This is a genomic window from Shewanella sp. Arc9-LZ (assembly GCF_010092445.1).
Classification (GTDB): Bacteria; Pseudomonadota; Gammaproteobacteria; order Enterobacterales; family Shewanellaceae; genus Shewanella.
Genome location: NZ_CP048031.1, coordinates 4003663 through 4021637 on the forward strand (window position 1 = coordinate 4003663; position 17975 = coordinate 4021637).

The window sequence follows — 17975 nt, forward strand, 5'->3', positions numbered from 1 at the left end:
GACTTAGGCCACTAGTGCCAGTTTTTGCTTTGGTGGGACACCACCAATTGCTGTATTGGGTCTTTCATTGTTATAAAACCATAGCCATTGTGTCGCATGTTCCTGTACCTCGGCAATACTATTCCAAAGATATTGGCTCAGCCATTCGTATCGCACAGTCCGATTATAGCGTTCTACATAGGCATTCTGCTGTGGATTGCCAGGCTGAATAAATTTCAGTTCTACATTGTGTTTTTCAGCCCAGGCAGCCAGTACCGCACTTATATACTCTGGACCATTATCACTGCGTATCTGTTTTGGTTTTCCACGCCATTCGATGATTTGATCCAATGTTCTCACCACACGCTCCGCAGGTAAGGAGAAGTCGACTTCTATCGCCAAGCCTTCACGGTTGTAATCATCAATCACGTTCAATAACCTAATGCTGCGACCATCTTCCAGTTGGTCGTGCATAAAGTCCATGGACCAACATTCATTGATTGCCTCTGGCACCGCCAATGTGTCCGGTTTATCACGCTTCAAGCGTTTCCTCGGCTTAATTCGTAGATTTAGCTCCAATTCTCGGTAAATCCTATACACCCGCTTATGGTTCCATCGGTAGCGTTTCACGTTACGTAAAAAGTAATAACATAGCCCAAACCCCCAACACCGATGAGTTGATGTCAGTTGCTGTAACCAGTCGGCTATTGCAGCGTTTTCATCACTGAGTTTTGCCTGATAGCGATAACAGCTCTCACTGAGTCCAAACAAGGCACACGCAAATGCGATCGAAATGGCTTTATCTTGCACCGCCTTTTGCGCCAGCTCCCGCCGCCGCGACGGCTTTACCACTTTTTTTCGATGGCCTCTTTGAGTATTTCAGCTTTGAGTCGCTCTTCGGCATACATTTTTTTGAGTCGTGAATTCTCAGCCTCTAACTCCTTCAATCGCGCCATCATAGAAGCGTCCATGCCACCGAATTTGGCGCGCCATTTGTAGAAGGTCGCAGAGCTCATGCCATGCTCACGGCAAAGCCCCGGAACTGGGGTGCCAGCTTCAGCTTGTTTAAGGATTGCTAGGATTTGGCTGTCGCTAAATTTTGATGTTTTCATGCAGAATCTCCCTGCGTATATATTACGAGAAAATTCTACTTTTGAAATCTACTATTTTTAGGGGGGATTACCAGCCAATATGGCAAGCTTAAGCCACTATCATGGAATTATGATTGACCAAAACATTACCAGTATTTTTCGACCGTAATTTGTCCAGGCGCTCGTCGAAGATTTTTTACTAAGCCTTTTTCAACTAAAGCGGTTTGCGCATCATTTATCATTCCTGGGTTACCACAAATCATCACTTGAGAATGTTCCGCATTAATCCCTAAGCCTGCTTTCTGTTCAATTAATCCGCTGCTAATGCCATCAGGAATACGACATGATAAGCCTTCGGGATAATCTTCACGGGTCACAATGGGAATAAACACAAACTGCTGAGGATATTGACTAATAAACTGTTTAATCGTTTCTAAATAAGCTAAATCTTCACCAAGTCTTACACCATAAACTAGCACGACTTTTTCAAAGCGTTGCCAAGGCTCATCGGTTGCAAGCATAGAGATAAAAGGCCCCACTGCAGTGCCTGTTGATAACAGCCATAAGTGTTTACCTTGCAATGCCCCTTTAGGCACCTCATCTAAGGTCATAAAACCGGTCGCTTTGGGCGTGATTTGAATGGTATCACCTGGGCTTAATGCTTTTAGATCTGGAGATAACTGACCATCCTCTACCGCAACAGCCAGCACCTCGACATAATCAGTCCCAGGGGGATTTACAAGCGAATACGCACGCGCGACACGTTTATCATCACGCATTTGGCTGAGCTTAATAAACTGACCTGCGATAAAAGGTTCGACATCGGCTTTGATACGCAACGAGAATAATTTATCATTCCAATCAATGCGTTTTAGCACGGTACCGGTAATCCACATGACTTTGTTCCTTTTAGACTGGCGTATGTATTTACTATAATACCAATCTATACAGATATTTGCTTAATTAAAAGCCTCCCCGATTTATATCTATAGTGAATAATCACACGCGATTAACTCACTTAAAAGAACAGAGCTAAGTTTACGTAGTTGATGAATCTTGCTTAGCTGAATGGGCATCTAGGCGGTCTTGTTGAAACTGAGCAAGTTTTTGCTGTATGAGCTCATAGGTTTGATCGACTCCTGCTGCAATATCGCCTTCTAATACTTTGAGCCCAGATAAGATATCGCTAGCCTCTTTAAAACCTTGATCAATAGCATCACCAATTTTCACCATAAAACTGCTAACTTGCTCATCAAACCCCATGGATTTATTTTGTTGTTGATGTACCGAGAAGAAATTTGTCGCAAAGCTGACAATACGATCGGCTGTCGCTTCAGGAGAGTAATCCACTCCACTTTCAATACTTTTTTGGACTGAGTTCTCCCCCAGTGTTGGCGCAAGCTCTTCATTAATGGCTTCAATCGCGGCACGGTAAAGTAATGCCATAGACTTATCACCCGCAGCAATACTGACTTCTTCTTGCGCCGCTAAAATCGAATTATTCATCATTTGTCGACTTAGCTGATTGCTGGTTAACTTAGGCTCAACCGGGGAATTTTTCTCAGCTTGGTGGCTTGATGAAGTTTGCGATGTATTAACTGTTTTATTGTCACGCAGTGGACTGGCATTACTGCTATTTGATTGTTTAATTTCCATGATATTAGCTCGCATACAATGACCGATAGCTTAATTATCGACCCAAAAACTCATTTCTAAAGTCATAAATTAAAACAATTAAGAGAAATTTATTAATATCAATTTTACTAAAGAATAGCCTGTTGATTAACATCATCAATTTAACTTGCCCAAATGAACATCTGCTAATATGGTAATCAGATTGATAGCCAAATAGGAATAACAACATGCCGCAACAACATTGGTTCATGTGGGGAATAGATATTTTTTCTGGTCTTTTCTTAGTGTTATTTTGGTTATTACTGATCGCTGTAATTTACATGTTTATCGCTGATAAATTGCAAACCAAACAAGCCATTCGACACAACTACCCTGTTATCGGTCGATTTCGATATATATTTGAAAAACAAGGTGAGTTTTTTAGACAATACTTTTTTTCTCAAGATCGCGAAGAACTGCCGTTTAATCGAGCCGAACGCAGTTGGGTATATCGCGCAGCTAAAAATGTTGACAGGACAATTGCGTTTGGGTCGACACAAGTTCTGGATAAACCGGGTGCGGTAATGTTCATGAACTCAGCATTCCCTGTCAGTGATCATGACACTCACCAAACCATCGCGGTAATCATTGGTCCTGAATGTAAACACCCTTACACAACCGATAAAATTTGCCATATCTCGGCCATGAGCTTTGGTGCCTTGTCTCGCCCAGCCATTACAGCACTATCCCATGGTGCAGCAAAAGCAGGCTGTTGGCTCAATACTGGCGAAGGTGGGTTAAGTCCTTATCATCTAAAAGGACATTGTGATTTAGTGTTTCAGATAGGTACCGCTAAATATGGTGTGCGTAACGAGCATGGTCATTTAGACCCACAAAAACTGACCGATATTGCCGCTCATCCTGAAGTAAAAATGTTTGAAATTAAATTAAGCCAAGGTGCTAAGCCTGGCAAAGGTGGTATTTTACCGGCGATAAAAGTCACCGAAGAAATCGCAGCTATTCGCGGTATCCCAGCAGGACAAGACTCCATAAGCCCCAATGGCCACATTGAATTACATAATGTTGCTGACATTGTCGATATGATCAATCAAGTAAGAGATATCAGCGGTAAACCAACCGGTATTAAAGCGGTATTAGGTGACATGTCATGGGTTACTGAATTTCTAGATGAAATTGAACGTCGTGGTATTGAATATGCGCCAGACTTTTTTACCTTAGACAGTTCCGATGGTGGTACGGGCGCGGCACCACAAGCCTTAATGGATAATGTCGGCTTACCATTGCGCCAAAGTTTACCGTTACTGGTTGATTTACTTAATGAACGCGGCTTTAAACAACGTATTAAAGTGATTGCGACCGGTAAAATGATCATGCCGTCATACGTGGCATGGGCATTAGCCACCGGCGCCGACTTTATTGCTTCAGCTCGCGGAAATATGTTTGCCTTGGGCTGCATTCAATCGTTACAGTGCAACCGAGACACCTGCCCAACCGGTATAACCACTCACAATATACGATTGCAAAAAGGCTTGGATCCAAAAGATAAATCTGCACGCGTCGCAAACTACAATCATTTCTTACATTACGATTTAACCATGATCGCACATTCATGTGGTGTAACCGACCCAAGATACTTAACCCGTCATCATGCCCGAATAGTGCAATCAACGGGTGTAGCGGTCACTCTCGATAAACATTACCGACATATGCAATAAATTAAACCTCAACCCCAGTGAATAACTGGGGTGCGCTGAGCGGATTACTTTGCCGAAGTTAAGAATAGGTGTACAATATATTTTGATATCGATCACAGTAAGTAGTCTTAATGTGATTTTAAAGAGGCATCAATTCAGGGGATTTCGTGTTGAACATAAAAACGAATGCAGCAGATCTAAATGTCAAAAGCTTAAGTTTAAGCTGCAGAAACTGTAATCGGATGACAGAAATCGAAGGTGAATTTGTGTGTTTTGAACAAGGAAAAATCAAACGCTTAACTTTAGATCCTTCTCCAGCTGCACTCATAAAAATGGTCTGTATTGGTTGGCAGAAAAAGTAAGCTTTTGATCATTAGTAGCAGCACTCGTCACCATTGAATCAACTCACTATAATTCCTATCTTCTTCCAAGTATTTGATACCGTAAACCAGCCAAATACTAACGACTAAAGTCATTTGAACATGTCAAAATACATCCGTTGATATCACTTTATCTGCATAATGTGCAAATCAATGAACCAACATAAGTTGATTAACGCGATGTAAACTAAGAAAGCATGTCCTGCGGATCATCACTTTGTTTAATAATGTTTTTATCAAGGTCTTTGTTCATTGCTTTAGCTAAAGTGAGTCCTCGAGTCGTTACTCTCAAACCGGCACATAAGTCGTTATAAACTATTTTAATAGCATCATCAGACATGTTACGCGTTTTAAGCATTGCCATAATAGCAAACCAATCGGTTGTCACTTGATGTCGGGTGCCTTCTAGCGCCGCAATTAACGCAATATTATGCACAAGTCACCTCCATACACGAATTCGCACCTTTGATAAAATCCAATTGATTGAAAAATAAAGTTATCTGGAATAAATAACCCACAAGTTAGGCTATAGATTAACTGCGTTGATCACTGTCGTCAAAAGATTCATTCGCGTTAAATATATCCAGACGATTTAAACACCGCTCAGCGCTGTTAAAGTAGTCAGATACTGAGTGTTTACGCTATAGAGAGATTTTTATTTGTGGCAACGACAGTATTTTACCCGACAACATCATAGCGCGATATCCATTGACCAACCCTTAATCATTTGGCAGATCTTTTTGTTCATGTTGAATATGCCAAAGCCGAGCATAAAGCCCTTGTTGAGCTAACAAACTGGTATGAGTTCCATGTTCAACAATCTTACCTTTACTCAATACAACGATTTGGTCAGCATCAATAATGGTCGATAAACGATGGGCGACCACTAAACTTGTATGGCCTTTGGCTGCATCTCGCAAGGCGCTCAAAATGGCTTGCTCTGAGCGTGAGTCTAATGAAGATGTGGCTTCATCGAACACTAAAATAGGCGCTCCTTTCAACACCGCGCGTGCAATAGCAACACGTTGCTTTTCGCCGCCGGAGAGCTTTAATCCTCGCTCACCGACCTTGGTGTTACCTTTATCCGGCAATGATTCAATAAAGTCACTCAAATGAGCCAATTTAATCGCCGCGAGAATCTCATCGTGAGTCGCATCTGAGCGACCATACCTAATATTTTCATAAATAGAATCATTAAATAACACAGTATCTTGCGGTACCACTGCGATGGCTCTTCGTAAGGCCTGTTGGCTAAGTTGACGCACATCAATACCATCAATAGTGATAGACCCACGGTCAACATCATAAAAGCGGAATAACAGTTTAATGATAGTTGACTTACCTGCGCCACTGTCGCCCACTACGGCAATTTTTTTCCCTGCTGGCACATCAAAACTAACGCTGTTTAAAATAGCGCGTTGGTCGTAATGAAAGCTCACATCAGTAAACTTTATTGCCCCGACAATTGGACTGGCTTCAATAGCATCGACGCGGTCTAACACTTGTGGTTGTTTGTCTAAAATATCAAACATACGTTCAATATTGGCTAATGCCCCACGGATCTCACGGTAAACAAAGCCTAAAAAATTTAATGGAATGAACAGCTGCATCATAAAAGCATTAATGAGAACAAAGTCACCAATTGTCATCGAGCCTTGGCTCACTTCATAAGCCGCCAGCGCCATCATAGCCGTCATCGCAACAGCAATAATTAATGCTTGTCCACCGTTAAGCGCAAACAATGATAAACGGTTTTTTCGCTTTGCAACTTCCCATTGTTCAAGTGCGGAATCATACCGTTGTGACTCAAATTCTTCATTGTTAAAATATTTTACAGTTTCATAATTTAACAAGCTATCGATTGAACGCGTATTAGCCAGCGAGTCAGCTCTCGCAGCATCGCGCACATAACCCGTGCGCCACTCTGTCGCCACAATTGAATAACCAATATAGGCCACCACAGAAAATAAAGTGATCAGCGCAAAACTGGCGCCATAGTTATAAAAGAAAATACCGATCACTAAGGCAATCTCAAGCAGGGTTGGCACAATATTAAATACCATAAAGCGCATTAAAAAACTGACGCCACTTGTGCCGCGTTCAATATCACGAGACAGGCCGCCAGTACGGCGATCTAAATGAAAATCAAGATCGAGCCGATGTAAATGTTCAAAAACGGCTCTTCCAAGGCGGCGAATAGCGCGTTCGGTAACACGGCCAAATAACGTATCTCGTATCTCGCCAATTATAACATTCAGCAAACGTACCATGCCGTAAGCTAGCACCAATCCAACAGGAACTGCGATGAGCTGGGCTGAAGATTGCTTATCAAGCGTATCGACTAATTCTTTCAGAATAAATGGCAGTGCAACACTCGCAATTTTAGCAACGATTAAGCAAATCATTGCTAACAACACTCGTGCTTTAAATTCTAATAAATATGGCCATAATAATCTTAAAACATGCCAATTTAACTTCCCTACCGGGCCTTCGAAATACGCAGAAGGTCTCATTTATGCTCCAATTAATTACCACTGCTATAGGCAGTTCGCCACGACCTAATATTGATTGTCTTATTATATGTCATTTTCTAATCAGACATCGGTCACATTACTATGGATTAAGTCCACACTCATGTTTAACATAAAAGGGCTATTTGAGCGTCAGGTAAATAGTACTTTAGAACTATCAATGAATAAAATCACACAGACTAAAATACTACTTTTTAAATTTTTTTAGTCATTTTATGCTTTTTTAAGCTAAATAGAGTTATTTCTGTCAGCAGAATTTGTTACTCTTCAAGCACAGATAAACGCCTGTTTGATAATAAACAAACAACGATTTACTAGTTTAAAGGATGCTTTATGTTGGATAGCTCGAAAATTCAATACCCACCATTACAATTAATACAAACATGGGTATGGATGATGATTGAATCAGGTAACCCTGAACTGCAAGATAAAGGGCGTGATAATCTTATTTCAGCGTTTGGCAGTTTAGCTAAGGCCAATGAATACTTAGTACAACATATAAAAAAATAAGGCGCATTGTGCGCCTTATTTTTTTAGGTGTAACTAATCAAATATCAAGCTTTACGACGGTCAAGTACACTCTTATTGAGTGTTGCTAAAAGTGACTCTGTATCATCCCAGCCGATACAAGCATCTGTTACGCTCTGTCCATAACACAATGCACTACCTTCAATAAGGTCTTGGCGTCCTTCAACTAAATGACTTTCAACCATCACACCAAAAATAGCATGATTACCTTGAGATATTTGCCCTGCAACATCATCGGCAACCATCATCTGCTTCTTGTAATCTTTACTACTATTAGCATGGCTAAAATCAATCATAATATTATCTGTCAAACCAGATTTAGCCAGCTGCTTGGCAATGTCGGACACGTGTTCGGCACTATAATTAGGCGCCCGACCTCCACGTAAAATAATATGACAATCTGGATTCCCTTTGGTTGACACTATGGCTGAATGACCAAACTTAGTGACCGACAAGAAATGATGTGGAGCACTCGCAGCTCCAATGGCATCAATAGCCACTTTAATGGTTCCATCGGTACCATTTTTAAATCCTACTGGACAAGATAGCCCCGATGATAGTTCACGGTGTACTTGAGATTCGGTAGTACGTGCACCAATAGCGCCCCAACACATCATGTCAGCAACATATTGAGGCGTGATCATATCTAAAAACTCACCTGCTGTTGGTATACCAGAGTCATTTAAATCAACGAGTAATTTACGAGCGGTCCGTAAACCATCATTTAATTGAAAACTGTTATCCATATACGGATCATTAATTAACCCTTTCCAACCTACTGTCGTTCTCGGCTTTTCAAAATACACTCGCATGACAATTTCAAGCTGATTTTTATACTGTTCCCGCAATTTAACTAAGCGTTGACCATACTCTAAGGCGGCAACAGGATCATGAATTGAACAAGGGCCAATCACCACTAATAAGCGATCATCTTTACGGGCTAGAATTTGATGAATACTGTTACGCGCATTGAAAACAGTTGATGATGCATGTTCGGTTGCCGGAAATCGTTCTAGAATCGCAATGGGTGGAAGCAATTCTTTTATTTCATCGATACGAATATCGTCATTTTGATAATGCATAGTGGTTACAACTCCGGCAAAACGTCTTATGAGTCTGATTCAATAAATAAATCAGCTGATACGATTCATTAAAAATGATAAAAAACCATCGAAAAAATGAACATGAATCATCAATTTAACCAGTATCTATCGACAAATCAATCAAGTATTATTCATCAGTGCCGATAGTAGTGACTATCAGTATGTGATTGGGAATACGTAATAGGAAGCAATAGCAACTGAGCTCACTTGGCTACCCCGTAAACCGAGTATGAAATACACTTATACATTGATTTTTTAGCACCAAATATCACTAACATAAACTGTCTCATAAAAAAGACACTCTGATGATATTAATATGCTTTACTTTAATGATTAACATCATTAATTCAACACAAGGAAGATGAGCAACTTAATACTTGGCAAGCTATCCAGAGGAGGATAACAGATTGAAATATTTTAATATTTATTTATTAGGTTCATTGTTAACTCTTTGCAATCCTGCGATTGCCACGTCAGTAGATCCCATCGATGATACGCACGAATTAGTCGAACTCCACTCGCAAAATTACCATACAACGTTGATTCCGATCATTAATAGCATCAGTTTCTCTACCAGTAACAGTATTGCACCCTACTTCTTTACCGATGAAAACACTGGTGTGCAGTATGACCTTCTGAAGGCTGCTCTGGACAGTGAAAATATAGACATAAAAGAGATTGTGCATGCGCCTAATTTGCGTGCGCAGCGCCTAGTCAAAACCAATAAAATAGACTGCATGATCAATGCACCCGATAACGTGGCAGGACTATTTTATACACAGAGCTTGCTTGAATATCAAAATAGCGTGTTTTACTTATCTAGAAATAACCTTAAGATTGAACAAATTACCGATCTTAGCGCATTGTCTATTTTAGGATTCCAAAATTCAAAACAATACTTAGGTGATGAGTTTAAAGACATCGCGAATGCCAACCCTAACTACAGTGAAATCACCAATCAGAAAAGCCAAGTGGTGATGTTATTTAATGGATATGTGGAGGTCATTGTTTTAGAAAGACGAATATTTGAATATTATCGTCATTTACTCAAATCAAAACTCGATACCAGCATACCAGTAACAGAAGTGGCACTCTTTGACCCTGCTCAACGTAAAATTGCCTGTTATGATCAAAAAACGACTAACCGAGTAGATAGTGCCATTACTACACTCAAACAGTCATATCGCTACCAAGAGATACTCGATCTAGCTGAACAAAACAATTATCAACCGCAGTATCAAATACCTTAAAGGTACTAATTTTGTTTAAACGCTTGCAGCTTAATTTGGTAACGTTGCTTATTATTGCTATCACTTAAGGCTAACGCACGTTTAAGGTTTTTCTCAGCCAGACGCTCTTCACCTGTTGCCCAATAAGCCCTAGACAACCCAAAATAAAATTCATGACGATAATCCGCTTTATCAACTGCTCGTTTATACCATATGAGTGCATCTTGATATTGCTTATCAAAATACGCTTGTTGAGCCATGTCAAAATAGTAAAACGGATTATTTATTCTCGCGAGTTCAAGCACTTTATGTATTTGCGCCCATTCATCTAAACGCCCTTGTTCACCTAAAATCAACGCCAAATTGTATAATGTGGTTAAATCTTGCGAGTCAATTTGTAACGCTAAACGATATGCATATTCAGCCTCAACTTCGTAGCCCTTATGTCGATAAATAACCGCTAGAGTATTGATGGCCGCCACATATTGCGGATCCAATTGAATGCTTTTTTTAACCAGTGCATAAGCCGCATCAAAATCAGTTTTAATTAACGCTTCTGCTGCAATATTATTATAAAACATCGCGGTTAGCTGGCGCTTATTAACTGTTTTTTTATGATACGCACGCACAGAGCGTTCAGGCAAAAAGTCCACTAGAACATCAGTACCTCTAAATAACACAGTGTTATTAGCCCTTGGAGGTAACAAACGTAAATTAACGTGACCATTAACTAAATAAAAACCACCTCGCCTATCCCAAACGGGTTCTACATCTATGTCATTAAACTCCACGGGCACATTTAACGCATCAGCCAACGCCGCCGATAACACAACCAAAGACATACAATTACCTTGACGATTAAGCACCGTTTCACTGGCTGAGCGGGTAACATTATCACGATACTCAAAACCACCATCTTGTGCGCCTATATATTGAGCCAACCATTCATTAGCCAGAATATTTTGACTGCGAAGAGTACTATCTGCTTGAAACTGTCGCCTAAATTGTGCGACAAACTTATCAGGTAAACGATAAATATCATCAATAGCCACAGTCTCAACAGGCATGAACATTTCATCATGAAATAGGTCAGTAATCTTGATTGCTTTGTTTTGGGGCTGAGTTGATTGACAAGCGCTCATGCTGAAAAGTAAAACAATAAGCAGTAGATGGGTCCATTGAAGTCGTAAGTGGTCATCCTTGGCAAAGGAATTAACCTCTGTCTTTTTTGGGTGATGAGTAAACATTATTCAGCCCTCAGATAGGAATACGCTATCTAAAAGCATAGTCAATAGATGCCCATTAGGCCAAAACAACCACTACAAGTTTGTAATGGCTTATTAGCTACTGAGGAGGATTTACACTAACAGGAGGATCTATTTGGATAAAAAGTTGTGTGTCTTGATATTCGTAGGGACGATAAAATTGATTGCCACAGCTAAAATAATGAAATGGTGACGTCACGGCTAAACAACCAATAGGCAGTGATTGCAAAATCATTATCTGCTGTTGCTGTCTTAACAACTCTTGCCATTCGTGCTGTTGTAATACACTGTCGCGAACAGCAAAAGCATCAAAAGGCGTTGATGACTGGCGCACCACAACGGTGCCAGCATAGCTTGCTGCGCTTAATAACAAAGATCCCATTAATAAATTTATCAGTATTGGTTTCATCATCACCTCATCACAGATTTCATCATCTAATAGTGTATACGTTAAGCTGGCACATGGCCCTTTATTTACCTCAATTGAGTCAGTAATAACGTTATTAATCTACAAAAAAAAACAGAACCCTAAGGTTCTGTTTTCTATGTTAGCTAATTAACTCATTAGCCAGCGGTTTTCACACTCACAAACTCAGGGTAAGCATCTACTCCACAGTCAGAAGCATCCATACCGTTGTACTCTTCTTCTTCTGTCACACGGATACCCATAGTCATTTTTAATACAAACCATACCAGTAACGATGTGGTAAATACCCAAATGAAGATAACCGCAGCACCGTATAGCTGACTGCCAAAACTAGCATCGGCATTTGATAATGGTACTAACATTAGTCCAAGGAATCCCGCAACACCGTGCACCGAAATGGCACCGACTGGATCATCAATTTTAATTCGGTCAAATGCAATCACTGAGAAGATAACAACTGCACCAGCAACCAAACCAATTACACCGGCCATTAACAACGAAGGTGATAAAGGATCAGCAGTAATTGCCACTAAACCCGCTAACGCACCGTTTAAAATCATGGTTAAATCAGCTTTACCCCAAACAACTTTACACACAATAAGCGCTGAGATTGCACCAAATGCGGCGGCAGAGTTAGTGTTTACAAAGATTTTAGCGACAGCACTGGCGTTTTCAGCATCTGAAACCAACAGCTGTGAACCACCGTTGAAACCAAACCAACCCATCCATAAAATGAACATACCTAAAGTAGCCATTGGTAAGTTAGAGCCTGGAATAGGATGAACTTGGCCATTTTCACCATATTTACCTTTACGAGCACCAAGAAGCAGCACACCAGATACTGCAGCTGCAGCACCAGCCATGTGCACAATGCCACTACCAGCAAAGTCAACAAAACCAGCTTCAGAGAGGAATCCACCACCCCATGTCCAGTAACCTTCAATAGGATAAATGACCGCGGTCATGACGACCGAAAAAGCTAAGAAAGACCATAACTTCATCCGTTCAGCCACAGCACCAGATACTATCGACATTGCCGTAGCAACAAACACGACTTGGAAGAAAAAGTCTGATTCCAAAGCATGGTCTGCACCATCGGCTTGCGAACCGATTAACGAACCAAAAGAAGGAATAAAACCACCTTCTACATTGTCGACATACATGATGTTGTATCCGACGAATAAAAACATCACACATGCAATTGAATATAAACACACGTTTTTAGTTAATATTTCAGTGGTGTTTTTTGAGCGAACTAAGCCGGCTTCTAACATGGCAAAACCCGCTGCCATCCACATAACTAACGCACCTGAAATGAGGAAATAGAACGTGTCTAATGCAAAACGTAGTTCAGTTACCGTCAGGCCTAATTGAGTTAATTCTTCCATAGCAGCCACCTTATAATGCTTCGTTATCAAGTTCACCCGTACGAATACGGATCGCTTGTTCTAAATCAGTCACAAAAATTTTTCCATCACCTATTTTGCCGGTATGTGCAGCACTGGTAATGGCTTCAATAAGCATGTCCAAATTTTCATCTTTGGTGGCAATTTCTAATTTTACTTTAGGAAGAAAGTCCACTTGATACTCTGCCCCACGATAAAGTTCAGTGTGACCTTTTTGGCGTCCAAAGCCTTTTACTTCAGTAACAGTCATACCTTCAATGCCCATGCCTGCAATGGCTTCACGGACATCATCCAATTTAAATGGCTTGATGATAGCGCTGACGAGTTTCATCTCGACCTCCAAAAGTGTGAAAAAATGTAATTGTTATTAATTTGTTGGATGAGTTAATTCAATCATTAGGCCACTTTTTCAATATGCTGTTATATATAGCTTTTATTTTATTTACTCTTTTATTTATTAACATTAAGGCACCAATCAAGTGCACAAGAAACATCGACGCATCGTTTTGGTGCAGCAAATCATCCACCTTTCATGCTACCTAGCAGCAAGAAACCGGTGCACTATCTCTACATAACACAGATAAAAAAACAGCCCTCAAATGAGGGCTGTTTGTTAGATTTTTCAGGCTTGCACCTGAGGAGATTTTTTATGCTAAGTACAACTTATTTATAAGTCGCTTCGCGCTTTTTAGCTTCTTCTTTCCACTTAGGCACCAGTGTTTTCTTAAACTCAGCTTTTTCAGCATTCATGGTTTTCATGTCCATGCCTAATGCTGCTTGTGCTTTTGCTTTCGTTGAAGTGTCAGGGTAAGCAATTGGTTGCTTAACACCTTTTGCACCGAGTAACTGAGCAAGTTTAACGCGAGCATCAGCTGCTTTATCCAATGAAGTACCTAAAATACGTAATACTTCAGCAGGAGCATGAGATGATGCACCATGAGATGCAGTCGCATAATCCCAACGCCACTGTGAATGACGAATATCCATTAGGATTGGCTTCATTTCAACTTCAGTTGCACCAGCATCCCACGCAGCTTTAGCTTCAAAGTGAGCTTTAACTAATTGAGTTTCAACACGTGCTTTTAAGTCTTGTGCTTTCTGTTTGCTTTCATTAACTTGCTTAACCATAAACTCTTTGCTTTGGCTGTGACAAGTTGCACATGTTTCTTCAAAGCGATCAAATGGGTTACCCACTTTATGGTCTGTAAATTTGCGGCCTTTGTCGTTAGTCACTTTAGGCATATGACAATCAACACAACTCACGTTATTTTGACCGTGAACACCCATTTTCCAAGTTTCATAACCAGGGTGTTGTGCTTTTAGCATAGGAGTTTTAGACACAGCATGAGTCCAATCAGAGAACTCCATGTTGTCGTAATACACTTCCATTTGCTCAACAGTGGTACCCATATCCCAAGGGAATTTAACGAAACCAGGACGTTCAGCCGTTTTCTCGAAATAATATTCTACGTGACATTGAGCACACACCATTGACTGCTTGTCTTTACGAGAAGCTTTATCAAATGGAGTATTCAATGTTGTCATTGCGCGTTCTGCAAACGGACGAGACATACGTAACTTAGATGAGCCTTTTTCATGACAATCGCCACAACCAAGAACATTGACAATTTCTGGACCGCCTTTAGCCCACTTGCCACTGAAATAACCATCTTCGCCCTGCTCTTCAATCACACGAGGAACATCAGGACTTTTACAGCTCCAACACGCCATTGGCATTGGACCATCTTCAGCATTTTTTGGCGCACCGGTACGCAATGAATTCGTTACGTCAGTAACCGCATACATATGACCTCGTGGTGCATTGTAATCTTTAGCAAAGCCGTAGCCTGCCCACAATACGACTAGACTAGGTACTTTTTCCAACATATCGACAACTTCTTTGCTTTCATCAGTTGCATGCCAGCTGTCATATTGCTTAGAAAATTTATCTTTATAAACCTCATTTCGAGGCTCCGTTTTATCACTCGCCATTGCGCCAGCAGCTAAAAAACTGGCTGCCATCACTGCACTCAGTGCAATTGATTTCATATTCATCTTCATCACCCTTTATCTCCGTGTTACATTATATTTAATTTAATAATCACGACATCTCCAAAGTCAAAGTTAGCGATTTAACACCGCTTTAAATATACCCCTTATGGGGTATAGCGATGAAAGTTTGCGCCAGATCAACATGTAAACAGGATGTATTTCACAGTTTTGTAAACTTGTTAATGTTATCAACCCATACCTAATGTAGAACACACTATTGGACATCATATAAAACAGTACTTTTGACTTATTTTTAATCACTAATCGCTATCAACAGCAGGATTTTATGTTTACTCGTGGCAGCCTTACTTCCACCATTTTAAGTTTAATGCTCATTTTAATTTTGTTGTCATCAAGCTTAGCGGTGTTTTCTATCGTCAATTTAACCTTCAGCTTAGGCGATGCCAAAGGCATCAACGCCTCGGGTTCACTGCGAATGCAAAGTTATAGGCTGTTGTTGTATACCAATGCCGGCAGTAGTAATACCGATGAAAAAATTTCTGCCTTCGAAAATACACTTAGTTCAGAAGCACTTAAACGCTCTCTTCAGTGGTATAGCCCCAAAGAGCTGCGAGACCAATATTTATTGGTTATCGATAAGTGGCAAGTGATGAGAGTGTATATTGAAGAAGGGAATACGCGACTTTACTCAGCCTCATTAACCGACTTTGTCGACACCATTGATACCTTGGTATTAAAGATGGAATTGTTCGCGGCCTTTAAATTAAAGTTATTGGTTATTGGGCAGATTATCGGCTTATTTATTTTACTTGTTATCGCTTTCTTTGCCGTAGTATTCACACGTAAACGGGTTGTTAAACCATTGCAATTGTTGATGGATAGCGCAGCAACTATTTCGAAAGGTAACTTCAAAGTTGAGATGCCTAAAACGGGTTATATAGAACTGACGGCTCTAGGTAATGCACTGCAAAAGACGGCAGCGGAATTAGCCCATTTATATGAAGATTTAGAAAACCAAGTGAACGAAAAAACCTTGGCATTAACCCGAGCAAACAATGAGCTAAAGTTTTTATACGACAATCTACTCATGTTACATGCTGATAAACTCGACTATAAAGCATTACAATCTGCAATCAATCAGCTGAAATATTATGAAGACTTAACCTTTCTTCGCTTAGTCGTTGAGCATGATGATGGCTCTAAAGACGTTATTAAAGCTGAAGGCGGCTGGCCTGATGAGTTAGCCACTGAATCGGTACAGTTTCCGCTATTAATAGAAAAGACCCAAATGGGCTATTTAGATGTAATATCTAATAAGCCATTGAATAAATTATTGTTTGAAAACTTCGCCATGATGTTAACCCGTTCAATTACTATCCATAATGCTACTGAACAACGGCAGCAACTGGCGCTACTGGAAGAACGTGCGGTCATCGCTAGAGAATTACATGATTCAATTGGGCAATTATTATCTTTTCTGAAAATCCAGGTGAGTTTATTACGTAAAAGTCTTGCTCACAGTTGTCGTAGCCCTGAAGTAGAAGGTCAATTGACAGAGATTAATGAAGGTGTCAGTACTGCTTATGTACAATTACGTGAACTGTTATCAACCTTTAGATTAACCATTAAAGAGCCTAATTTAAGTCAAGCTATTGAAGTTATGTTGGATCAATTACGTCATCAAACGAATATCAATATCCAATTGAATTACAAGATATCAGCACATTTACTTGAAGCTAAACAACACATTCATATTTTACAATTAATTCGCGAAGCGACATTAAATGCAATTAAACACGCTAACCCTGCTCATATAGTGGTAGATTGTCAGTTAACAAATAATGGCATGATTACTATTACAATATGTGATGATGGCATTGGCGTGACACATTTAGCTGAACGAGATCAGCATTTCGGTATTGGCATCATGCATGAACGCGCCAACAAACTGAATGGTATCGTTTCGTTCAATAGTAACCAGCTCGGCGGTACGACTGTTACGCTGAGTTTTCCACCTCAACAGGAGCCTTTAAATGGGTAAGCCGTATTCCGTACTTGTTGTCGATGATCATCCATTATTACGCCGTGGTATTTGCCAATTAATCACCTCCGACGGTGACTTTTCGCTTTTTGGTGAAACGGGCACGGGACTAGAAGCTCTTACCGCCGTAGCCGAAGATGAACCCGATATTATTTTGCTCGATTTGAATATGAAAGGCATGTCTGGGCTTGATACTCTCAATGCTATGCGTCAAGAAGGTGTAACAGCAAGAATTGTGATTTTAACCGTCTCAGACGCTAAACAAGATGTCATTAGACTACTGCGAGCGGGTGCTGACGGCTATTTACTCAAAGACACTGAGCCTGATTTACTGTTAGAGCAACTCAAAAAAGCCATGCTGGGTCACCGAGTCATTAGTGATGAAGTAGAAGCTTATCTTTATGAGTTGAAAAATACCATTGACGACAACAGCTGGATAGAGAATTTAACCCCGCGTGAATTACAAATATTGCAGGAGCTGGCGGAAGGTAAAAGTAATCGAATGATCGCCGAAGACTTACACATCAGCGAAGGCACTGTTAAAGTTCATGTGAAGAATTTGCTGCGTAAAGCAAATGCAAAATCTCGCACAGAAATGGCCGTACGCTACCTTAACAATTAGCCCACTATCAAAATCATATTTAACAACAAGG

Annotated in this window: 17 protein-coding genes; 6 read left to right on the plus strand and 11 right to left on the minus strand. The window is 40.4% G+C overall.

Annotated elements, in window-relative coordinates; translation table 11 throughout:
• Nucleotides 1-3: 3 nt before the first annotated feature.
• The 3 genes from GUY17_RS17150 to GUY17_RS17160 form a co-directional block, all read right to left on the minus strand.
• Nucleotides 4-1091, minus strand: a protein-coding gene (locus GUY17_RS17150; RefSeq protein ID WP_162023828.1) for an IS3-like element ISShfr8 family transposase whose coding sequence is annotated in 2 segments (ribosomal slippage) — nt 4-830 and nt 830-1091 — 1089 coding nt in all. Because the reading frame shifts where the segments join, the coding sequence is not laid out codon by codon here.
• A 125-nt stretch (nt 1092-1216) separates the two neighbouring features.
• A complete protein-coding gene (locus GUY17_RS17155) occupies nt 1217-1966 on the minus strand; it encodes a ferredoxin--NADP reductase (protein ID WP_162023829.1) in 750 nt (249 codons plus the stop codon).
• A gap of 142 nt (nt 1967-2108) precedes the next feature.
• Complete coding sequence (locus GUY17_RS17160) at nt 2109-2726, minus strand: DUF5610 domain-containing protein (RefSeq protein WP_162023830.1); 618 nt, start codon at nt 2724-2726, stop codon at nt 2109-2111.
• Nucleotides 2727-2932: 206 nt separating this feature from the next.
• Between GUY17_RS17160 and GUY17_RS17165 the strand changes: the two genes are divergently transcribed.
• Together GUY17_RS17165 and GUY17_RS17170 are read left to right on the plus strand one after the other, a co-directional pair.
• The gene (locus tag GUY17_RS17165) at nt 2933-4420 is read left to right on the plus strand and encodes an FMN-binding glutamate synthase family protein (protein ID WP_162023831.1); all 1488 of its coding nucleotides are present in this window, start codon (nt 2933-2935) and stop codon (nt 4418-4420) included.
• A gap of 149 nt (nt 4421-4569) precedes the next feature.
• Nucleotides 4570-4761: a hypothetical protein gene (locus GUY17_RS17170; RefSeq protein ID WP_162023832.1), complete on the plus strand. Its 192-nt coding sequence runs from the start codon at nt 4570-4572 to the stop codon at nt 4759-4761.
• Nucleotides 4762-4966: 205 nt separating this feature from the next.
• Here the strand turns inward: GUY17_RS17170 and GUY17_RS17175 are convergent, their stop codons facing one another.
• Both GUY17_RS17175 and GUY17_RS17180 read right to left on the minus strand, forming a co-directional pair.
• Nucleotides 4967-5215 (minus strand): hypothetical protein, encoded by a 249-nt coding sequence (locus tag GUY17_RS17175; RefSeq protein WP_101085312.1) that lies wholly within the window; start codon nt 5213-5215, stop codon nt 4967-4969.
• A gap of 283 nt (nt 5216-5498) precedes the next feature.
• Nucleotides 5499-7292, minus strand: a complete 1794-nt coding sequence (locus GUY17_RS17180) for an ABC transporter ATP-binding protein/permease (RefSeq protein WP_162023833.1) — start codon at nt 7290-7292, stop codon at nt 5499-5501.
• 351 nt (nt 7293-7643) lie between these two features.
• Here GUY17_RS17180 and GUY17_RS21115 point away from each other — a divergent pair, with 351 nt between their 5' ends.
• Nucleotides 7644-7820, plus strand: coding sequence for a hypothetical protein (locus GUY17_RS21115; protein WP_011636116.1), 177 nt, complete (start codon nt 7644-7646; stop codon nt 7818-7820).
• A 44-nt stretch (nt 7821-7864) separates the two neighbouring features.
• Here GUY17_RS21115 and aroG read toward each other — a convergent pair whose 3' ends face one another.
• Nucleotides 7865-8920 carry a 3-deoxy-7-phosphoheptulonate synthase AroG gene (gene aroG, locus GUY17_RS17185; protein WP_101085310.1) on the minus strand — a complete coding sequence of 352 codons (1056 nt, stop codon included), beginning with the start codon at nt 8918-8920 and terminating at the stop codon, nt 7865-7867.
• Nucleotides 8921-9348: 428 nt separating this feature from the next.
• On the opposite strand from aroG, the gene GUY17_RS17190 reads away from it, so the two are divergent.
• The gene (locus GUY17_RS17190; RefSeq protein WP_162023834.1) at nt 9349-10191 is read left to right on the plus strand and encodes an ABC transporter substrate-binding protein; all 843 of its coding nucleotides are present in this window, start codon (nt 9349-9351) and stop codon (nt 10189-10191) included.
• A 5-nt stretch (nt 10192-10196) separates the two neighbouring features.
• On the opposite strand, the gene GUY17_RS17195 is transcribed toward GUY17_RS17190, so the two are convergent.
• From GUY17_RS17195 to nrfA, 5 genes are all read right to left on the minus strand, one after another.
• Nucleotides 10197-11417, minus strand: a complete 1221-nt coding sequence (locus GUY17_RS17195) for a tetratricopeptide repeat protein (protein WP_162023835.1) — start codon at nt 11415-11417, stop codon at nt 10197-10199.
• Nucleotides 11418-11514: 97 nt separating this feature from the next.
• Nucleotides 11515-11844, minus strand: a complete 330-nt coding sequence (locus GUY17_RS17200) for a hypothetical protein (protein WP_101085307.1) — start codon at nt 11842-11844, stop codon at nt 11515-11517.
• A gap of 155 nt (nt 11845-11999) precedes the next feature.
• The gene (locus tag GUY17_RS17205) at nt 12000-13250 is read right to left on the minus strand and encodes an ammonium transporter (protein WP_101085306.1); all 1251 of its coding nucleotides are present in this window, start codon (nt 13248-13250) and stop codon (nt 12000-12002) included.
• Between the two features lie 10 nt (nt 13251-13260).
• The gene (glnK, locus tag GUY17_RS17210) at nt 13261-13599 is read right to left on the minus strand and encodes a P-II family nitrogen regulator (RefSeq protein ID WP_011636110.1); all 339 of its coding nucleotides are present in this window, start codon (nt 13597-13599) and stop codon (nt 13261-13263) included.
• A 332-nt stretch (nt 13600-13931) separates the two neighbouring features.
• Complete coding sequence (gene nrfA, locus GUY17_RS17215) at nt 13932-15323, minus strand: ammonia-forming nitrite reductase cytochrome c552 subunit (protein WP_174839653.1); 1392 nt, start codon at nt 15321-15323, stop codon at nt 13932-13934.
• A gap of 283 nt (nt 15324-15606) precedes the next feature.
• Between nrfA and narQ the strand changes: the two genes are divergently transcribed.
• Both narQ and GUY17_RS17225 read left to right on the plus strand, forming a co-directional pair.
• Nucleotides 15607-17322, plus strand: a complete 1716-nt coding sequence (gene narQ / locus GUY17_RS17220) for a nitrate/nitrite two-component system sensor histidine kinase NarQ (protein WP_162023837.1) — start codon at nt 15607-15609, stop codon at nt 17320-17322.
• Nucleotides 17315-17944 carry a response regulator gene (locus tag GUY17_RS17225; RefSeq protein WP_101085303.1) on the plus strand — a complete coding sequence of 210 codons (630 nt, stop codon included), beginning with the start codon at nt 17315-17317 and terminating at the stop codon, nt 17942-17944. The genes narQ and GUY17_RS17225 overlap by 8 nt, the downstream gene beginning before the upstream one ends.
• Nucleotides 17945-17975: the final 31 nt, after the last annotated feature.

Bases quoted from the DNA above. Each gene is read 5' to 3' on its own strand.
- GUY17_RS17155 (WP_162023829.1), bottom strand. From the start codon at position 1,966: ATGTGGATTACCGGTACCGTGCTAAAACGCATTGATTGGAATGATAAA.
- GUY17_RS17160 (WP_162023830.1), bottom strand. From the start codon at position 2,726: ATGGAAATTAAACAATCAAATAGCAGTAATGCCAGTCCACTGCGTGAC.
- GUY17_RS17165 (WP_162023831.1), top strand. From the start codon at position 2,933: ATGCCGCAACAACATTGGTTCATGTGGGGAATAGATATTTTTTCTGGT.
- GUY17_RS17180 (WP_162023833.1), bottom strand. From the start codon at position 7,292: ATGAGACCTTCTGCGTATTTCGAAGGCCCGGTAGGGAAGTTAAATTGG.
- GUY17_RS21115 (WP_011636116.1), top strand. From the start codon at position 7,644: ATGTTGGATAGCTCGAAAATTCAATACCCACCATTACAATTAATACAA.
- aroG (WP_101085310.1), bottom strand. From the start codon at position 8,920: ATGCATTATCAAAATGACGATATTCGTATCGATGAAATAAAAGAATTG.
- GUY17_RS17195 (WP_162023835.1), bottom strand. From the start codon at position 11,417: ATGTTTACTCATCACCCAAAAAAGACAGAGGTTAATTCCTTTGCCAAG.
- GUY17_RS17200 (WP_101085307.1), bottom strand. From the start codon at position 11,844: ATGAAACCAATACTGATAAATTTATTAATGGGATCTTTGTTATTAAGC.
- GUY17_RS17205 (WP_101085306.1), bottom strand. From the start codon at position 13,250: ATGGAAGAATTAACTCAATTAGGCCTGACGGTAACTGAACTACGTTTT.
- glnK (WP_011636110.1), bottom strand. From the start codon at position 13,599: ATGAAACTCGTCAGCGCTATCATCAAGCCATTTAAATTGGATGATGTC.
- nrfA (WP_174839653.1), bottom strand. From the start codon at position 15,323: ATGAATATGAAATCAATTGCACTGAGTGCAGTGATGGCAGCCAGTTTT.
- narQ (WP_162023837.1), top strand. From the start codon at position 15,607: ATGTTTACTCGTGGCAGCCTTACTTCCACCATTTTAAGTTTAATGCTC.
- GUY17_RS17225 (WP_101085303.1), top strand. From the start codon at position 17,315: ATGGGTAAGCCGTATTCCGTACTTGTTGTCGATGATCATCCATTATTA.